Below are 17082 nucleotides of genomic sequence, written 5' to 3'. Positions count from 1 at the left end.
CACGGGAATGGACAACGCGGCCCTAAATTTGTGATTTAGCCATATCCGCGGGTTTGGCGCCGATCTTGTGGTGAGTAGGCCGTTGGTATTCCTCGCCGTCCCGAAGCTGACAGCGGCGCGCGCCTTCACAACGTGCGACCGCATCAGACTCTCCGGAACCCTGCCCGTGTGTAGCGTCGACGCGTTAGCGTGGTTCGCGTGAAGGACCAACTACCCATGCCCCCGTTCCCGGCCCCGGACAATGCCGCCTTGGCGCTGCTCGTCCGCAATGCCGTTCAGGCTTACCAGTCCGGCGAAACGACCGCCGAGCAGGCGATTCTCAACGCCGCCGTCAATGCGTGGTACGAGGGCCACATCCAGGGCGAGGACGCCTGCCCCGGCTGCGACTACCGTGGAAAGCTGAACAAGCAGACCACCAAGGGATGGATCGATCCGAACCAGAATTGAATCGCCGCACCCAGCGTTCCCCCGAACCGTGACGACCGCCACACGCCCGGCACGATGCCGAGCGACCGCCGAGCGCACGTCCCGGCGCCCGGTGGCGGGACACGGTACGGCGCGGTATGGTGCGCCCGCCAAAGGCGAATAGATGGTGACGAAACGGGACGGGATACAACCATTTGATACCACCCGGACGGCCGTCCAATGAACTCTTAATCAGCGGGTTCGGGGTTCAAGTCCCTGACGGCGCACCAGGTGTGACATGCAGCGGTACCCGTCTCGACGGGTACCGCTGATTCTGTATGGGGCCGCGGTGAGGCCGTGTGGGGCCGAGCTCTGAATCGGTTGCCGAGGCCCGAGATCTCCATCGCGCGTGGCAGGGGCACCGTCCGGCGATCTTAACAGCCTGATTCCCCTTTTCCGCACGCCTGACGGCGCGGTGGACGAGGTATACGAGCCGTCATGCCGGCGATCAGGATCAACCCGACCCGGCCGGGGCGGGCGGTCTGGCGTCCGGCGAGCGTCTGGCTGACGACCAGGCCGCCGACCAGCCGCAGCAGGTGCACGCCGGAGAGGGCGGCCGACACCCCGTGCACCGCTTGAAGGTAGGTGGGCAGGTAAATCAGCACACTGAACATTGCGACGTTCGCCGCGAAGCCGATCAGCGAACCGAGGACCACGGTGCGCGAGCGCAGCATGGCCGGCGGCAGGATGGGGGCGGACGCATGGCGCTCCACCGGCACCAGCAGCGCGCTCAGCGAAACGGCGACGAAATGTCAGGCCGGCAATACGCGCAGAGCCCCAGCCCCAGCGTTCGCCGAAGGAGGTGACCAGGACGAAGGAGGTGACCAGGACGAGGGAGGTGACCAGGACGAGGGCGGTGGCGATGGAGGCCAGGAGGGTCGCGCCGGCGTAGTCGATGCGGGCGGTGGCGGTGCGTGCCGCGTTCGGCAGTACCCGGGCGGCCAGCAGCAGGGCGACGGCGCCGACGGGCAGGTTGATCAGGAACGCCCAGCGCCAGGACAGATCGTCGGTGAAGACGCCGCCGAGTCGCGGGCCGATGATGCTGGCCACGCCGTAGACGGAGCCGAACATGCCCTGTTAGCGGCCGCGTTCGGTGGGGGCGACGATGTCGCCGGCGAGGGCGAAGGTCAGTACGATCATGCCGCCGCCCACGCCCTGCACCGCGCGGGCCGCGATGAGCTGGGGGAGGTTCTGTGCCAGGCCGCACGCGGCCGAGGCCGCCAGGAACAGCGCTGTCGCGCACAGGTGGAGGCGCTTGCGGCCGACCATGTCGCCGAGCTTGCCCCACAGCGGGTTGATGGCGGTCGAGGCCGGCAGGTAGCCGGCGCTGACCCAGGCGATGTTCGCGAAGCCGCCCAGGTCGGAGGCGATGCGTGGCAGCGCGGTGGAGATGATGGTCTGATCGAGAGAGGCCAGCAGTACGGCGAGGACCAGAGCGCTCATGGCCGCGGTGACGCCGGGCGGTCGCGGTCGCGATCGAGGGGAATGTGCGGCGCCGCTTCGGGCGCGGGGCCAAGGGCGGTGGACATGCCGGGGCGCTCCTCCAGTCGAGGGCCGCGCGCCCGCGGCCCCCGTTCGACGGGTGATCAGAGGGTGACGGTCTTGTACTCGAGGTAGGTGTTCAGGCCGGCGAAGCCGTACTCGCGGCCCAGGCCGCTGGCCTTGAAGCCGCCGAACGGGCCGTCGAAGCCGACCGGGGCGCCGTTGACCGTCATGGTGCCGGTGCGGATGCGGCGGGCGATGGCCAGGGCGTGCTGCTCGTCCGCGGACCACACGCCGCCGGACAGGCCGTACTCGGAGTCGTTGGCGATGCGCACGGCGTCGTCCTCGTCCTGGTAGGCGATGACGACGAGGACCGGGCCGAAGATCTCCTCCTGAGCGATGCGCATGGCGTTGTCGACGTCGGCGAAGACGGTCGGGGTGACGTAGTACCCCTGCTCAAGGCCGGCCGGCACCTGCGAGCCTCCGGTGACCAGGCGCGCGCCCTCCTTGATGCCGATCTCGATGTAGTCGCGCACCCGCTGTTGCTGGTCGCGGCGGATCATCGGGCCGATGAAGGTGTCCGGGTCCCGGGGGTCGCCGACCTTCAGTGACTCGACGACCTGCTTGACGGCGTCGACGACCTCCTCGTAGCGGCTGCGCGGGGCGAGGATGCGGGTCTGCGCGATGCATGCCTCGCCGTTGTTGAGCAGGCAGGAGAATGCGAGGCCGGCTTTGAACTTCGCCAGGTCGGCGTCGGGCAGGACGACGGCGGCGGACTTGCCGCCGAGTTCCAGGCTGACTCGCTTGAGCTGTTGACCCGCGATGGAGGCGATCCGGCGCCCGGCGCCGGTCGAACCGGTGAATGCGATCTTGTCGACGCCGGGGTGGGACACCAGGTGCTCGCTGGTCTCCCGGTCGGCCGGCAGCACACTGATCGTGCCTGCGGGCAGCCCGCACTCGGCCAGCAGGTCGGCGAGCATGCCCATGCTCAGGGAGTTCTCCGGTGAGACCTTCAGGACGACCGTGTTGCCGGCCAGCAGCGCCGGAATGATCTTCGCCAGGGAGGCGGAGAACGGCGAGTTCCACGGGATGACCGCGGCCACGACGCCGATCGGCTCGCGGCGCACCACGCTGCGTACGGTGGCTGCGGGGTCGGTCGGCGTCAGGACCTCCTCCCACGCCAGTTCCTCGGCTGCCTTCAGGTAGGCATTGGCCTGCCGGGTCAGACTCGGCTGCCCGGCCCGGGTGAACCAGCCGGCGGAGCCGTTCTCCGCGGTGATCACGGCCGCGATCTGCTCGGCGCGGGCCTCGCGCAGGGCGTTCAGGCGGCGCAGCACGGCGATCCGCTCGGCCGGCGGCGTGTTCGGCCAGGTGCCCTCGTCGAAGGCCGCGCGGGCGACGGCCACCGCGCGGTCCACGTCGGCCGGCCGGGCCTGGGCGGCGCGCCCGACGAGCGACTCGTCGTGCGGAGACAGGATGTCGAGCAGGTCCGGGCTGCTCGACTCGGTCCACGTGCCGCCGATGAACAGCTTGTCGTAGGTGATCATGATCGTCCTCTCGGTCCCGGGGCGAACGGCTTCGCCAATCGCCTCATTAATGTAGCACTTGGATCTGAGCATGGCGCAAGAACGTGACAGTAACTGGTCCATCCGCCTCGCAAGTGTGTATACTCGTGACCATGAGAGCCGACGCAGCGCGCAACCTCGAACTTGTCCTGAGCACCGGGGCGCGGATGCTCGCGGACGACCCCTCGGCGAGCATCGCCGCCATCGCCGCGCAGGCGGGCGTGGACCGGCGCACTGTCTACCGGCGCTTCGCCTCGCGCGAAGAACTCCTGGCCGCCGTCTATCAGGCCCGGTACGACGCGGTCGAGCAGGCCGTCGACGCCGCCAGGCTTGATCAGGCCCCGGTCGCGGTCGCCCTGCACCGCTACGTCGAGGGGATCATCGCGGCCAACCGGAAATGGCCGGTGGAGACAAGCCGCCTGCGCGCCGAGGAGACGATCCGCGAGCGCCGCCAACGCCTGATCGACCAGGTCGACGCCTTCCTGCAACGCGCCACCGACGAGGGAGTGCTGCGCTCCGACCTGCCGCCCGGCTGGGTGGCCGCGCTTCTTCCGCCGCTGATGCGGCACGCCGCCGAGAACCTGCCCGACCTCAGCCCCGCACAGGCCGCCGACGTCGCGGTCGACACGCTGCTGCGCGGCGTCGGCGCCCCCTTGCTCACGGCGAGGTGACCACCGGGATGGGTACTCAAGATCCCGCCGCGGCCGAAAGCCCGCTCCCTGGCCGGGCATCGCCCCCAGGGCAACCGGTGAGCGCCGGCGCCGGCGAGCGCGGATCCACCGGTCCGATCGAGACCGTCGCGTGGCACCGCCCGGCGATGGCCGCCGAGTCCCACCGGGTGACCTCCTTCGAGATCTTCTTCGACCTGGTCTTCGTGTTCGCGATCACGCGCGTCGGCTCGTTCATGGCCCGCTCACTCACGGCCGCCACCCTGGCCCGAGGGCTGATCCTGCTGTTGCTGCTGTGGTGGTCCTGGACGGCCTACGTCTGGCTGGGCAACCGGGTGCGCACCGACCAAGGCCTGGTCCGGTCCGGGATGCTGGTGGTGATGGCCGCGCTGTTCATCGCCGCCCTGGTGATGCCGGACGCCTGGAGCCGGCGCACCGGGACGGTGGACGCGCCGCTGATCCTGGCCGCGGCCTTCATCGTCGTGCGGCTTATCTACTTCGGCCTGCATCTGACCGCCGCCGCCGAGGACCGCAGGCTGCGCGTCCAACTGCTGGCCGACGCGATCCCGCAGACCTTCTCGCTGGCCCCGCTGATCGCCGGGGCCGTGCTCGCGGGCACATGGCAGACCGCGTTGTGGGCCGTCGCATTCGCCATCGACTTCGGCGGGGGCCGGATCGCCTCCCGCGTGGGCGGGTGGCAGGTTCGCAGCCCCGGCCACTTCGCCGAACGGCACCGCATGGTCCTGATCATCGTGTTGGGCGAATCCCTGATCTCCGCCGGAACGGGGGCCGGGGACTCGGTATACAGCACCATGGTGCTCGTCGCCGCGGCACTCGGTTTCGTGGCCGTCGTCTGCCTGTGGCGGCTCTACTTCGAGCATCTCGCCGCCGACGCCGAGGACGCGCTGGAGCACGCATCCCCGGCGCGCCGAGCCCGGATCGCCCGCGACGCCTACACCATGGTCCACTTCCTGCTGATCGCCGGCGTCCTCTACCTGGCGCTCGGCGCCCGCGAAGTGCTCACGGCCGTGACCGACAGCGGCGCATCGAACCTCGGCGCCCCGCTGAACTGGCCCGCGCTGACCGCCCTGTACGCAGGAACCGCCGGATACCTGGTGGGGCACGCGGCCTTCACCAGGTTGACCGTCAGGCAGGTGCCGCGCGCGCAACTGGTCGCCGCCGCAGCGCTACTGATCCTGCTCCCCGCAACCCGACACCTATCAGCCCTGGTAGCGCTCGCCGTCGTCAGCGTGACACTCATCGCGTTGACCGCATGCGAGGAGTGGACAGCGGCCCACGAGCCGGACAGTGACCGTGAGAACATTGACACCCTCGATCCGACAGATCCGACAGATCCGACAGACGCGGATTCCGGCCGGCCGTAGGCCTGGTCGGCGCACCTCTGCCGTGCTCGCCGCGTTCTACTGCCGCGGCCTAGACCTGCCGTTCCTGATCACCGCGGTGGCCTTCGGCTGGGCGATGCGCGCCGTCGGCTGGATCAAGCGGCACTACACGCTGCGACCCGGCTCGGCGGCGGCCTGCTCGCCTGATCGGCCTGGCCCTGGTCACCGGCGTGTGGCAGCACCGGATCGGTGACCTGCAGTCGATGGTGCACGGCACCAACCTGTCCCTGTGGCCAATGAGGAGTTGGCGGAACGCGATCATGGAGTGGCCGCTTGTTCGCGGGGGGAGAGTCACACTGCGTTGGTGATCTCGACGATGCCCATCGGCGACTTCTCCCGGGCCATGCGCCTGAGCGTGAGGATGCTTCGCCACTACGATGAGCTCGGCCTGTTGGAACCGGTCAAGGGAAGTGCACGTGGACAGCGGGTACCGGCGCTACGGCCCAGAGCAAGTCGTTACGGCGCAGATCATCCGCCGCTTCCGCGACCTGGATATGCCGCTCGATGACATCCAGATCGTGCTTCAGGCTCTCGCCGTCGAGACCGCAACCCGGTGATCGCCAACCATCTGGCGCGTCTCGATTCCAGCCTGGACCGGGCCCAAGAGACAGTCGCATCCCCGCGGGTCTGCTGGACCGGACCCGGGACAGCACCGTTCCGATTGAGCACCGCCATGTCGCCGCCGCGTCCGCCGCTGCAATCATGGCCCCGTCGCCGCTCAATCAGCGGGTTCGGGGTTCAGGTCCCTGACGGCGCACCAGGCTTGACCAGGCTCGATGCCTCCTTGAAGCTCGGGCCTGGTCGTGCGGTGGGGCCGAGGTGTGTCCAGGGTGCGCGACCGGCGCCCGTGAGACCACCGTCTCACTATGTCGTCAACAATCGGCTCAGCTGTCCACGATGCTCGCGTTTTTCTTGATCACGCCGCGACGAGTATTCGGTGCCTTCGTGGCCGCTCCCGGCCCGACGCCTACCTGGGCGGGCTTCGTCCCTGGAGGAAGGATGTACTTGCTGGGTTGTACCGATCGGTCTAAGGTGTACCTATCGGTTCAGCGAAAGGTGTTCCCACCATGAATAGGCCCCCGCTTCCTCCGTTCGATCACGACAGCGCAGTCCTGAAGGTCCGCCGGGCCGAGGACGCATGGAACAGCCGCAACCCCGAGCAGGTCTCGCTGGCCTACACGCCGGACAGCCGGTGGCGTAACCGCTCGACGTTCCTGACCGGTCGGGCGGAAATCGTCGCGTTTCTGACCGGCAAGTGGGCGCGGGAGAACGAGTACCGCCTGATCAAGGAGCTGTGGGCGTATACGGACGACCGGATCGCGGTCCGGTTCGCCTATGAGTGGCGCTCGGATGCGGGGCAGTGGTTCCGCGCGTACGGCAACGAGAACTGGCTCTTCGACGCGGAGGGGCTGATGGCCGAGCGGCACGCCAGCATCAACGACCTGGCGATCGAGGAGGCCGACCGCAAGTTCTTCTGGGACCGCGGCGGCCGGCGGCCGCAGGACCACCCGGGTTTGAGCGACCTGGGGCTCTGATGTCTCGCACGATCGCCGAACGGCCGGACGCCGTCCTGGCGCTGGCCAACACGTTTCGCCTGCACGGCTTCGAGGGCGCGAGCCTCAGCGTCATCTCCGCGGAGACCGGCCTGGGTAAGGGAAGCCTGTACAACTTCTTCCCCGGCGGCAAGGAGGAGATGGCTCGCGCCGTCCTCGACGAGGTCAACACGTGGTTCCGCACCCGCGTCTACGAACCGCTCGTGGCCCCGGGCGAACCGGGCACCCGGATCGCCGAGATGTTCGAGGCCGCCGCGAGCTACTTCGAGTCGCGGGACCTGGTGTGCCTGTTCGGGGCCTTCGCCCTGGGGCAGGAGCGGGAGCGCTTCGCCGCCGCGATCCGGGAGTACTTCGTTGAGTGGATCGCCGCGCTCGAGACCGCACTGGCGCGGGCCGGCCACGGGCCGCAGAGGTCACACGACCTGGCCATCGACACGGTCTCGGGTATCCAGGGCGCCCTGGTCATCAGCAGGGCGCTGGGCGAGACCGAGGCCTTCCGGGCATCCCTGACCCGGTTGCACGCACGCATCACGCGACCAAGCAGCAACGACGACACAGGAGACGTTCGATGAACCGCAACGATGTGACCGAGCTGATCGTCAGCCGCAAGCTGGAGCGCAAGTTGCGCTGGGACGACGTGGCGGAAGCGGTCGGCCAGAGCAAGGAGTGGTCGACAGCCGCGTGCCTCGGACAGATGGCGCTCTCCCAGGAGGAGGCCGCGCGCCTCGCCGAACTGCTCGACCTCCCAGCCGAGGCAGTCGCTCTGCTGCAGATCCCGCCGTACCGCGGATCCCTACCGACCGCGGTGCCGACCGACCCGCTGATCTACCGGTTCTACGAGCTGATCAGCGTCTACGGCACCACATTCAAAGAGCTGATCAGTGAGGAGTTCGGCGATGGCATCATGAGCGCCATCGACTTCGAGATGAACCTCGAGCGCGAGCCCAACGACGCCGGAGACCGGGTGCGGATCACGCTCAGCGGGAAGTTCCTGCCCTACCGCCGCTACTGACCATGGCGACCACCGAAGCCCCCGGTCGCAGAAGTCGCCCTGGCGCTGCTCCGTACGGCATTCCACAACTAGACGCATGACGACGATCCACCAAGCCTCGACGAACTGATCCAGCAGGCGTACAGGGTCTCGGTGGTCGTCAGGAGGGCGATCGCGCGGCCGGCGTCGGGGGCGTAGCAGCGGTCGCCGCCGTCGTCGGCGTGGAGGGGGCTGCTCGCCGCGGAGTACGGCACTGATGTAGGAGGGGATGGGGAAGAACGGTGATTCCGGGTCGACGAGCGGTCCCCAGATGGTGCCGATCCGCAGGACGACCGGCTGGACTCCGCTGCCCCGCAGGCTGTGCGTGGTGATCGGCTCGACCGCCTTCTTGAACGCGACGATCAGGTGCGGCAGCTGCGTTGTGGGCAGCGCCAGTTACTCGTGCCAGCGTGTTTCGGTTCGGCCGATGTAGACGCCGAGGCTGCTGGCGACGGCGAACCTGCGCACGCCCCAGGTGTGGGCCGCGTCCAGGGCGTTGAGCAGGCCGGTCGTCTCCGTCCGGAAGAAGGCGACCGGGTCCTTGTCCGGGATGCCTCCGGCGAGGTGGACGATGTCGCTGATGTCGTGGCGGTCGGCGAGGGCGAGGAACGCGTCTCGGTCGGTGACGTCGAGGGACTCCACGGTGACCCGGCCCGCGAGGAACGAAGGGACCTCGGCCCGGCGGTGGGACGTGACGACGACCTCCTGTCCGATGTCGACGAGCGCGCGGGCGGTGTGCGCCCCGATCATGCCGAGACCTCCGGTGACGAGGATCATCGGGCCACCTCGTAGTGCAGGTGGGTCACGTCGGCAGCCGGAATGACCTCGATGAGACGCAGCCGCACATGCTCCGGGAGCTCGTGGAAGAAGCTGCGGCCGCCGCCGAGCAGGACGGGCACCTGATGGAGGATCACCTCGTCGACCAGGCCCGCCTTGAGCGCCGCGGTGGCCACCTCACCGCCCATCAGGCCGACGTCCTTGCCGCCGGCCGCGTCGCGGGCTGCGGCGATGGCGTCCTCGATGCCGGTGGTCACGAGCGTCTGCCGGTCGCTGATCTCCGGCACGGGGCGGTGGCTGAGCACGATCAACCGTGCCGTCGGGTGCGGGCCGTCACCCCCGAAACCGCTGGAATGCTCGTAGGTCGTGCGCCCCGCGACCGTCGCCCCGACTCGTGCCGCGACGACGTCGAAGAATCGGGCGCTGGGCTCGCTGAGCTTGAATCCGTCGAATACCTTGCTCGGCGTGTCCCCGTTGAAGTACCAGTCGAAGAGCATCGACGCGTCACCGAGACCGCGCCCGTACTCATCCGTCCCCGGGGGAGTGCGGCCACTGATGTAGCCGTCCACGGAGACGGCGTGGGCGCTGAAGACCTTGCTCATGTCGTGAACCTTTCACATTGGTTGAGATCGCTGGTCAGATGGCTTGGGGGAAGTCGAAGAGGCGCTGCGGGTCATAGACGCGCTTGACGGAAGCCAGCCGGGTGCGGTTGCCCGCGTGGTACGCCACGGCCCAATCGTCGAGCGCGAGGTCGGGGAAGTTGGGGTAGACACGCCCCGATCCGTCGACGTGAGCGGTCGCCCACGAACGATCGACCCAGGGGTCGGCCGCGTCGGCGATGTGTTCGAGCAGGAAGCGCTCGCCGCGGTGAGCGAAAGCGGTCGCGTCCTCGGCGACCGCGTTGTACGACCCGCTCATTGCTGTGAAGGTGAGCTGGCGTCGGTGCGGGTCTCTCGGCGTTGCTTCTCCGAGGCATGTCAGGAGGTGTGTCAGCAGCGAAGCCAGGGTGCTGTCAGCAAGCGCGGTCGAGAAGAACTCCGACCTGATCCGCACCCTGCGCTCGGCGGCCGAATCCCGGGGATCTGTCTCGGCGAACGTCTGCTTCAGACGGGAGAAGGGGAGGCCGCCGCGCAGCTCGATCGTTGCCGTCGGGGCGGCAGTCGTATCAATGAGCTGTCGTAGGAGTTGTCTGGTCGATACCTCGCCGAGTGTGGAGGCGCCGAAGAGGGTGGCTTTGGTGGGCTCGCCGGGATCGGACTGGAGGCTGAGGTTGGCGGTGAGTTCGTCTGGCGCGTCCGGGGCCCAGGTTTGCCAGGCCGTGACCAGGTCCGCGAGCTGGTCGGGAGCGAGGCTCGGCCAGTGCGCCTGGATGCGGGTGCTCACCGGCTCGGGAACGGTGTCGAATCGGAATGACGTGACTACGCCGAACTGGCCGCCGCCCGCACCGCGCAGAGCCCAGAACAGGTCCGGCTCATGGTTGTCGTCGCAATCCACGATGCTGCCGTCAGCGAGCACGACGCGAGCGCCTACTAGGCGATCGCACGTCAGTCCATACGTGCGCCCGAGCAGACCGATCCCGCCGCCAAGCGTGAGGCCGGCTATGCCGACGGTGGGCCCACACCCGGCGGGAAGTGTCCGGCCGCGGGAGTGCAGCGCGGCATACGCCTGCTCCAACCGAACGCCGGCCCCGATCGTGGCGACTCCGTCGTCCGCCACGCGGATGCAGTCAAGGCCGGACAGGTCGAGCACGACACCGTCCATCGACGACCGGCCCGCGAAGCAGTGGCCGCCGCCGCGAGGGACGACGCGGTTCCGTGTTGTTGCCGCGTACTCGATGGCGCGAGCGACGGCAGCGACCGAGTGGCACAGGACCGGCTCGCGGTCATCTCGAACAGGCTCACCGCGAACGCGGTCATCTCGAACGTCGTCATTTTGGACTGACACGAGTGCGAGATTACGAGCGCGGCGGCGACGAATCTTGAACGAATCGCGCACGCTCATGTGCGCCCCGATGTGCGCCGCCAGACGCGCGCCCTCAGACCCGCAGCGGTGGCCTGCTGCGCGTGGCGAGGAAGGGCTTGAAGGCGGCCGAGTGGTCGTGGCCGCAGGCGCGGCAGTCGAGGCTGTCACCGAGCAGCTGGCGCGGCGTCAGCCCGGTCAGGCGCAGGCATTCTCGGCTCAGGTGCGCCTGGTCGGCGTAGCCCACATCGACCGCGAGGCCCGCCATGCCGTCCGTACCCCGCCGCCCCGAGGCGGCCGCGCCGGACTGAGCCAGCGCGAGAAAGCCCTGGAACCGCAACGTGCGCTGCAGAACCTTGGGGCTCACTCCCACCGCCTGCAGGCAGCGGCGGCGCAGCTGGCTGGGGGAGAGCGCCAGGTGGGTGGCCAGCGCGTCGACGTTGAGCGGGTGCCAAGGCATCAGGGCCCTGACGGCTTCCCCTACCAGCGGATCCAAGCGGGCCGAACCGCGGAACTGCCGCGCGAGGTGGGCTTGCAGCAGCACGAGTGCCTGCTCGGCCGTCCCGGCCCCGGCCATCGCCTCCGTAAGCCGGTCCACCGAACGCCCCCACAACTCCGCCAGTCCGAGCCGCTGGTCCACCAGTTCGTCGAGGACCGTCGGAAGCGGCGGCGCCGCGCCCGGATGAAATCGCACGCCCACGATCGTGGTGCGCGCCGGAATGACCTCGACCGCCGGACCGGTCAGCGGGCCGACCAGCTGGGGGCGTCCGCCGATCGGGAAATGGATCTCGACGCCGCCCGTCGGCAGGTGTCGTTGCACGCGCGCCAACTCACCGGTGCGCTGGATCCAGACCGTCCGCACCACACCCGCCATCCCCGGCAGCGGTGGACGCTCGACATAAGACTCCGTCCCAGCGGTGTCCTCCGTGGAGCTGTGATCTCTCACGTTCGCGAGCCTAGTGAGAGAACCCGTATCGCGGAACGGTTATGGATTGAACGCGCGTAGCCAAGACGAAGTCCCGACCGCACCCCGTGCGGTCGGGACTTCTGAGGTGTTTCTATGAACTTATGCGTCAAATCCGCGTCAGTTGAACGTCACGACGTCGCTCGGGCCGCCGAAACTGGGGCTGACCGCAGCTCCCGTCCCGTCGATGACGGTCTGGATGCCGCCGGTGCCGTTCAGGAACACCGTGAGGAGGTCGTTGAACTGCACTCCCGAGGTCTGCGGCGCCTGGAAGGCCATCGCGTTCTCGATCGCGACTCCCTGACTGAAGTACGAGTAGCTGCCCATGCCGTAGCCGTTGAACGTGGTCACGCTGTTCGGCACGTAGAACGCCGGGTAGCCGTTCTGGGTGGCGCTGGACATCCACGCCGCCTGGCTCGGCACCTCGTACGGGTTCTCGTTCTGGAAGAACACGACCTTGCCGCCCTGGCCGTTCCAGATCGTCTCGTACTGCTGGTAGTGCTCCACGGCCAGGCCGTTCGCCTCGACCCGGTCGCCGTTGACGGCGAGGCCGGTGGCCGACTGGTCGCCGGTCCAGCCGCCCGCGCCGGCGCCGTGGTCGGCGCGCCACGACCACACGTCGTCGATCAGCGAGTCGTTGGAGTTGTCGACGAACGCGGTGGCCACCGTGCCGGCCTCTTCGCCGCCGACGCGGAAGAACACGTCGTCGACGCTGTCCGGGTTGGCGGCGTTGTTGGCGGTCGAGCCCTCGGTGCCGAGCTGCAGCAGCGCGGAGGACTGCGTCGGTCCGGCGTCGAAGATCAGGCCGGAGACGTTGACGCCGGGGACGTCGGCGACCGACATGGTGACGTTGCCCGAGGTCGGGATCAGCGTCGCGAAACCGAGGCCGAGGATCTTCGTGTTCGCATGCGTCACCTGGATCGTCTGCGCGTACTGGTACACGCCCGGGGTGAACAGCAGGTTGTCACCGGCGGCGAGCGCGGCGTTGATCTGGCCGATGGTGCTCGACGAGTTCACCACGTAGAACGAGTTCAGCGACAGCGACGAACCAGGGGTGTTGCCGTTCGCCCAGGTGGGTCCGTTGGAGTTGGACTGCGCCGAGGGCACGAATACGTTGTAGTTCCCTGACGAGTCCGTGTAGAGGTACGGCTCCTCCTGCGTGGTCGGGCAGCTCCCGAGGGTCGTGTAGGGCGCGGTGCCGCCGCTCAGGCCCGAGTTGCCGGAGAAGCTCTGCGGGGGCGCTCCCGGGTCACCGCAGAACACCTGGTTCCACACGCCGTTGCTCCAGCTGCCGATGTCCGTGTTGCGCACGAAGAACTGCTGCTGCGAGCCGTTCGTCACCGTGTTGTTGAGCTTCGAGTCGGCGATGAAGCCGCCGCTGGCCCAGTCCGGCGAGCCGTCGCAGTAGTCCATCAGCGTCAGGTTGCCGTTGATGTTCACCCGGCGCATCGGGGCTGCCTGGGAGACGGCCCACACGTCCGTGCCGTTGAAGCAGCCGGTCATGCCGGTCACGTTGATCGTCAGGTTGGAGACCGAACGCCAGAAGTTGGTGGTGGCGTAGCACTCGGTCTGAACACCGTTGGTGCACTGGTTGTACGAGTTGATCGCGCCGTTGATGACGACCTGGCCCGGGTTCTGGCCGAGGCCCGCGACACTCTCGTAGAAGCCGACCGAGAACACGAGCGGGGTCGAGGCGGAGCCGTAGGTGCCGGGCTCGAACAGCAACTCGTAGCGCTGGCTGCCGAACTGGTTTCCGGCCTGCGCGTTCGAGATCGTGTTGACGGTGCTCAGGATCGAGCTCACCGACTCGCTCGGGGTGAACACGTAGACGTTCGCGCCGAGGCTGCCGCCGGTCGCCGGAGCGCCGGGCAGCGTCGCGGAGGTCGAGGTGTTGAAGACGGTGACGTTCGTCAGCGACCACCAGCTCGTGGTGCTCGACGCCGTCAGCAGGATCCTGATGTAGCGCGCCTGCTGGGTGGAGAACGTCGCGGTCTCGGGGGACGCGGTGCCGGTGCCGAAGTAGACCGGCGTGAACTTCGTGCCGTCGTTGGAGACCTCGACGTCGTAGCCGCGGGCGTAGTCGCCGCTGCCGGTTCCGGAGTCCAGGTTGACCTGGTTGAAGGTCTGCACGGAGCCCATGTCGGCCTGCCACCACATGCCCGGCGCCTGGTCCGCGTCGGAGCTGAAGCGCGCGCCGCTGGCGTTGATCGCGTTCTGCGGGGCGTCTCCGGCGGCGGAGTTCGTGTTCGAAGTCGCGGCCCAGCCGGTCTCGGTGAGCTGTCCGTTCGTTCCGCCGCCGCCCGAGCTGCCGGAGCCGCTGGTGTAGGCGGTGAAGTTGACCATCGACCACCAGTTCGGGCTCACGCCGGTGGTCAGCTGGACCCTGATGTACTGCGCGGTCTGCGTGGCGAAGGTCGCGGTCTCGGGCGAGGAGGTTCCGGTGCCGGTGTAGACGGTGGTGAAGTTGGTGCCGTCGCTGGAGATCTCGACCTCGTAGCCGCGGGCGTAGTCACCGGGGTAGCCGCCGGAGTCCATCTCGATCTGGTCGAAGCTCTGCGCCGAGCCCATGTTCACCTGCCACCACATGCCGGAGGCCTGCGCGGCGTCGGAGCTGAAGCGCGCGCCGCTGGCGCTGATCGCGTTCTGCGGGGCGTCTCCGGCGGCTGAGTTCGTGTTCGAACTCGCCGTCCAACCGGTCTCGGACAGCTGCGTCTGCGTCGCGGCCGAGGCCGGGGACGCGGCGAGCACCGGCGCGAGGGAAACGAGGCCGCACGCGGTGGCCGCCGCGACGAAGTAGTGGACCGCCCGACGTGTCGTCGCGCCCACCAGCCGCCGTTTTCTGGTCATGGAGGGTGTCTGCCTTTCCTTGACGTATTCAAGAGTGGGAGAGCGCTCTCCGAGCGGTAGTGAACTCCTCGGTTACGAAGTCGTCAAGAGAAAGTCACACGTATTCAGTTCCGAAACCGGCCGCGGCTCAGCGGGCGGGTTCCGGAACTCAGGCGGACGCGCGCACGACCAGCGTGGGTTCGAACACTGTCGCGGCGGACGGCAGTTCCGGCCGGTCGAGCCGGTCGAGCAGCAGCCGGGCCATCTCGGCCGCCATCTCCTCCACCGGCAGGTGCACGGTGGTCAGCGCGGGCCGGCACAGCATGGCCGCGTGGTGGTCGTCGAAGCCGACGACGGCCACGTCCTCGGGGATGCGCCGGCCGCGCTCGTGCAGCACGGTGACCGCGCCGAGGGCCATCAGGTCGTTCGCCGCGAACACGCCGTCCAGGTCGGGGTGCTCGTCCAGCAGCCGGGCCATCGCGGCGCCGCCGCTCTCCTGGGTGAAGTAGCCCTCGACGGCCGGGATCTCGGGAAATCCGTGCTCTGCCATCGCCTCGCGGAAGCCGGCGAGCCGGTCGAGGCCCGCGGACATGTCCATCGGCCCGGCGATCGTCGCCACCCTGCGGCAGCCGCGCGCGGCCAGGTGTTCAGCGGCCAGCCGGGCGCCGACCCGCTGCGGTGCGTCCACGTAGCTGATCCGCAGCGGGGACTTCGGCCGCTCGGAGAGCACGGCCGGGAGTCCGGCCTCGGTGAGCAGGTGCGGCAGCGGGTCCCGCGGATGCGAGGAGATGAGCAGCACGCCGTCCACGTGCCCCTGCCGGAGGTAGCCGACGAGTTGCTGACGCATCTCGTCGGTCTCCACGAACATCAGCACCAGGTTGAGCCCGCGCGGCCGCAGCACGGAGAAGAGCCCTGATACGACCCGGCCGAAGTACGGGTCGGTGAAGACTCGCCCGACGAACGCGTCGTCCGCCGGCACGCTGCGGTCCTCGCCCTCGGAGACGACGAGCGCGACGGAGTTGGTGCGCCGCGTCACGAGCGAGCGCGCGGCCTGGTTCGGCACGTAGCCGGTGGCCTCGACGGCGGCGCGGACGACCTCGGCGATCTGCGGATCGACGTTGCGGACGTTGTTGATCACCCGCGACACGGTCGCGCGGGAGACCCCGGCCACCCGCGCGACGTGCTCGAGCGTCGGTGCGGCGGGCGGTGTCTGGTTGGCATCCACGACTGGGATTGTAACCACGGATGGTTTTCTGTAATGCACGGCTCCGCCATGCGTCGCGGGGATGTGAGAGCGCTCTCCCATCCCCGCGACGGATTATCCGGGGCGACGGCTACCAGCCGACCGCCACGACCATGTACTGCGGGTTGGCGACGGAGAGGTCGGAGGAGTAGCCGTCCACGTCGTCGTACGGGAAGCCGTACTGCATCCCGTTGATGGCGTTCTGGTGCCAGAACTGCGCGTAGTAGTTGGACGGAGCGGTCTGGTAGAAGTTGCTCGCGATCGACTGCTGGGCCGTCGGCAGTTGGGCGACGCCCCGGTTGAGGGCGGCGCACAGCGTCGGGTTGCCCGAGAGGGTGCCGGCGCAGCCGAAGACGTCGAGGCTGGTGTCGCTGGTGTCCCCGGCGGCGGTCAGCGCGCTGTTGAAGTAGGTGGCGTACGCGCCGCCCGCCTGGAAGGCCGGGTCGCCGCCGGGCGAGGGGATCCCGTACGGCGCCTGGTCCGTGGCCAGCTCCTTGAACGCCGTGGGCACGGAGTTCTGGAAGCGCTGGAACGTGGCCGTGCGGCTCTCCTGGAAGGTGGCGTAGTTCTCGCCGACCTCCTGCTCCGTGCCGGCGTGGGTGTGCACGAGCAGCGCGAGCTTGAGGCCGAAGCGGTCCACGCGTGTGGTGTCGACGTTGATCGACGCCGTCCCCACGGTGAACTCGATGAAGTCGTAGTACTGGCTGGTCGGCGAGCCGAGGTAGAAGTACATCCGGCCGGCCGAGTTCGCGGGCATGTCGATGTACGGCTGCTGAGCGATCGACTTCTCCTGGCCGTTGAAGCTCCAGTAGACCTCACTGTCCGGGTACTGGCCGTTGGTCTGGTTGGTCACCGCCACCTCGAGCACGTTGCTGGCGGCCGGAATGGCGCTCGTGTTGCCCCAGAAGGCCGCGGGCGGCGCTCCGGAGCCGGTCGGAGTCGTGGTCGGCGACGCCGACGCGGTCGGCGAAGACGTAGCCGTCGAGCCGCCGGTCGTGTAGACGTCGAACTCCCAGAGTGAGTATCCGTACTGTGTGGCGCGTGCCGTGCCGTACATGCGGACGTAGCGGCCGGTGCCGGAGACGGTCAGCGACTGGTTGCCGCCGGTTCCGGTTGTGGTGGAGTAGATCGAGGTCCAGGTCGAGTT

14 protein-coding genes and 3 pseudogenes are annotated in these 17082 nt (G+C 68.7%); 8 read left to right on the top strand and 9 right to left on the bottom strand.

Annotated features, from left to right (window positions below):
- Positions 1-198: 198 nt before the first annotated feature.
- Positions 199-447 (top strand): hypothetical protein, encoded by a 249-nt coding sequence (locus VG296_RS13005; protein ID WP_325565932.1) that lies wholly within the window; start codon positions 199-201, stop codon positions 445-447.
- A 443-nt stretch (positions 448-890) separates the two neighbouring features.
- Here the strand turns inward: VG296_RS13005 and VG296_RS32825 are convergent.
- Positions 891-1908, bottom strand: a pseudogene (locus VG296_RS32825) (MFS transporter); the annotation flags it as partial.
- A gap of 143 nt (positions 1909-2051) precedes the next feature.
- Positions 2052-3494: an aldehyde dehydrogenase gene (locus VG296_RS12990; RefSeq protein ID WP_325565931.1), complete on the bottom strand. Its 1443-nt coding sequence runs from the start codon at positions 3492-3494 to the stop codon at positions 2052-2054.
- A gap of 131 nt (positions 3495-3625) precedes the next feature.
- Here VG296_RS12990 and VG296_RS12985 point away from each other — a divergent pair, with 131 nt between their 5' ends.
- From VG296_RS12985 to cynS, 7 genes and pseudogenes are all read left to right on the top strand, one after another.
- Positions 3626-4183 carry a TetR/AcrR family transcriptional regulator gene (locus VG296_RS12985; protein WP_325565930.1) on the top strand — a complete coding sequence of 186 codons (558 nt, stop codon included), beginning with the start codon at positions 3626-3628 and terminating at the stop codon, positions 4181-4183.
- A gap of 77 nt (positions 4184-4260) precedes the next feature.
- Positions 4261-5565 carry a low temperature requirement protein A gene (locus VG296_RS12980; protein ID WP_325565929.1) on the top strand — a complete coding sequence of 435 codons (1305 nt, stop codon included), beginning with the start codon at positions 4261-4263 and terminating at the stop codon, positions 5563-5565.
- 334 nt (positions 5566-5899) lie between these two features.
- Positions 5900-5962: pseudogene (locus VG296_RS32820) on the top strand (hypothetical protein); the annotation flags it as partial.
- A gap of 37 nt (positions 5963-5999) precedes the next feature.
- Positions 6000-6140, top strand: coding sequence for a MerR family transcriptional regulator (locus VG296_RS12975; protein ID WP_325565928.1), 141 nt, complete (start codon positions 6000-6002; stop codon positions 6138-6140).
- Between the two features lie 510 nt (positions 6141-6650).
- Positions 6651-7118 carry a nuclear transport factor 2 family protein gene (locus tag VG296_RS12970; RefSeq protein WP_325565927.1) on the top strand — a complete coding sequence of 156 codons (468 nt, stop codon included), beginning with the start codon at positions 6651-6653 and terminating at the stop codon, positions 7116-7118.
- The gene (locus VG296_RS12965; protein ID WP_325565926.1) at positions 7118-7708 is read left to right on the top strand and encodes a TetR/AcrR family transcriptional regulator; all 591 of its coding nucleotides are present in this window, start codon (positions 7118-7120) and stop codon (positions 7706-7708) included. The genes VG296_RS12970 and VG296_RS12965 overlap by 1 nt, the downstream gene beginning before the upstream one ends.
- A complete protein-coding gene (gene cynS, locus VG296_RS12960) occupies positions 7705-8148 on the top strand; it encodes a cyanase (protein ID WP_325565925.1) in 444 nt (147 codons plus the stop codon). The genes VG296_RS12965 and cynS overlap by 4 nt, the downstream gene beginning before the upstream one ends.
- 122 nt (positions 8149-8270) lie before the next feature.
- Here cynS and VG296_RS32815 read toward each other — a convergent pair.
- From VG296_RS32815 to VG296_RS12925, 7 genes and pseudogenes are all read right to left on the bottom strand, one after another.
- Positions 8271-8943 (bottom strand): annotated as a pseudogene (locus tag VG296_RS32815) (NAD-dependent epimerase/dehydratase family protein); the annotation flags it as partial.
- Positions 8940-9545, bottom strand: coding sequence for a dihydrofolate reductase family protein (locus VG296_RS12950; RefSeq protein WP_325565923.1), 606 nt, complete (start codon positions 9543-9545; stop codon positions 8940-8942). The pseudogene VG296_RS32815 and the gene VG296_RS12950, both read right to left, overlap by 4 nt.
- A gap of 34 nt (positions 9546-9579) precedes the next feature.
- Entirely contained in the window at positions 9580-10944 is a 1365-nt protein-coding gene (locus VG296_RS12945; protein ID WP_325565922.1) for an FAD-binding oxidoreductase, read from the bottom strand.
- A gap of 34 nt (positions 10945-10978) precedes the next feature.
- The gene (locus tag VG296_RS12940) at positions 10979-11848 is read right to left on the bottom strand and encodes a helix-turn-helix domain-containing protein (protein WP_325565921.1); all 870 of its coding nucleotides are present in this window, start codon (positions 11846-11848) and stop codon (positions 10979-10981) included.
- Between the two features lie 138 nt (positions 11849-11986).
- Positions 11987-14713 carry a discoidin domain-containing protein gene (locus VG296_RS12935; RefSeq protein ID WP_325565920.1) on the bottom strand — a complete coding sequence of 909 codons (2727 nt, stop codon included), beginning with the start codon at positions 14711-14713 and terminating at the stop codon, positions 11987-11989.
- Positions 14714-14861: 148 nt separating this feature from the next.
- Positions 14862-15917 carry a LacI family DNA-binding transcriptional regulator gene (locus VG296_RS12930; RefSeq protein ID WP_325565919.1) on the bottom strand — a complete coding sequence of 352 codons (1056 nt, stop codon included), beginning with the start codon at positions 15915-15917 and terminating at the stop codon, positions 14862-14864.
- Between the two features lie 109 nt (positions 15918-16026).
- Positions 16027-17082, bottom strand: a 1056-nt coding sequence (locus VG296_RS12925; RefSeq protein ID WP_325565918.1) for a glycoside hydrolase family 64 protein, incomplete at its 5' end; no start/stop codon positions are given.

This window comes from Actinospica sp. (genome assembly GCF_035552695.1).
Lineage (GTDB): Bacteria > Actinomycetota > Actinomycetes > Streptomycetales > Catenulisporaceae > Actinospica.
Note: the sequence above shows the minus strand (reverse complement) of the source record. Positions and strands in the feature narration are given on the sequence as shown.

Bases quoted from the DNA above. Each gene is read 5' to 3' on its own strand.
- VG296_RS12985 (WP_325565930.1), top strand. From the start codon at position 3,626: ATGAGAGCCGACGCAGCGCGCAACCTCGAACTTGTCCTGAGCACCGGG.
- VG296_RS12950 (WP_325565923.1), bottom strand. From the start codon at position 9,545: ATGAGCAAGGTCTTCAGCGCCCACGCCGTCTCCGTGGACGGCTACATC.
- cynS (WP_325565925.1), top strand. From the start codon at position 7,705: ATGAACCGCAACGATGTGACCGAGCTGATCGTCAGCCGCAAGCTGGAG.
- VG296_RS12935 (WP_325565920.1), bottom strand. From the start codon at position 14,713: ATGACCAGAAAACGGCGGCTGGTGGGCGCGACGACACGTCGGGCGGTC.
- VG296_RS12990 (WP_325565931.1), bottom strand. From the start codon at position 3,494: ATGATCACCTACGACAAGCTGTTCATCGGCGGCACGTGGACCGAGTCG.
- VG296_RS12945 (WP_325565922.1), bottom strand. From the start codon at position 10,944: ATGAGCGTGCGCGATTCGTTCAAGATTCGTCGCCGCCGCGCTCGTAAT.
- VG296_RS12965 (WP_325565926.1), top strand. From the start codon at position 7,118: ATGTCTCGCACGATCGCCGAACGGCCGGACGCCGTCCTGGCGCTGGCC.
- VG296_RS12970 (WP_325565927.1), top strand. From the start codon at position 6,651: ATGAATAGGCCCCCGCTTCCTCCGTTCGATCACGACAGCGCAGTCCTG.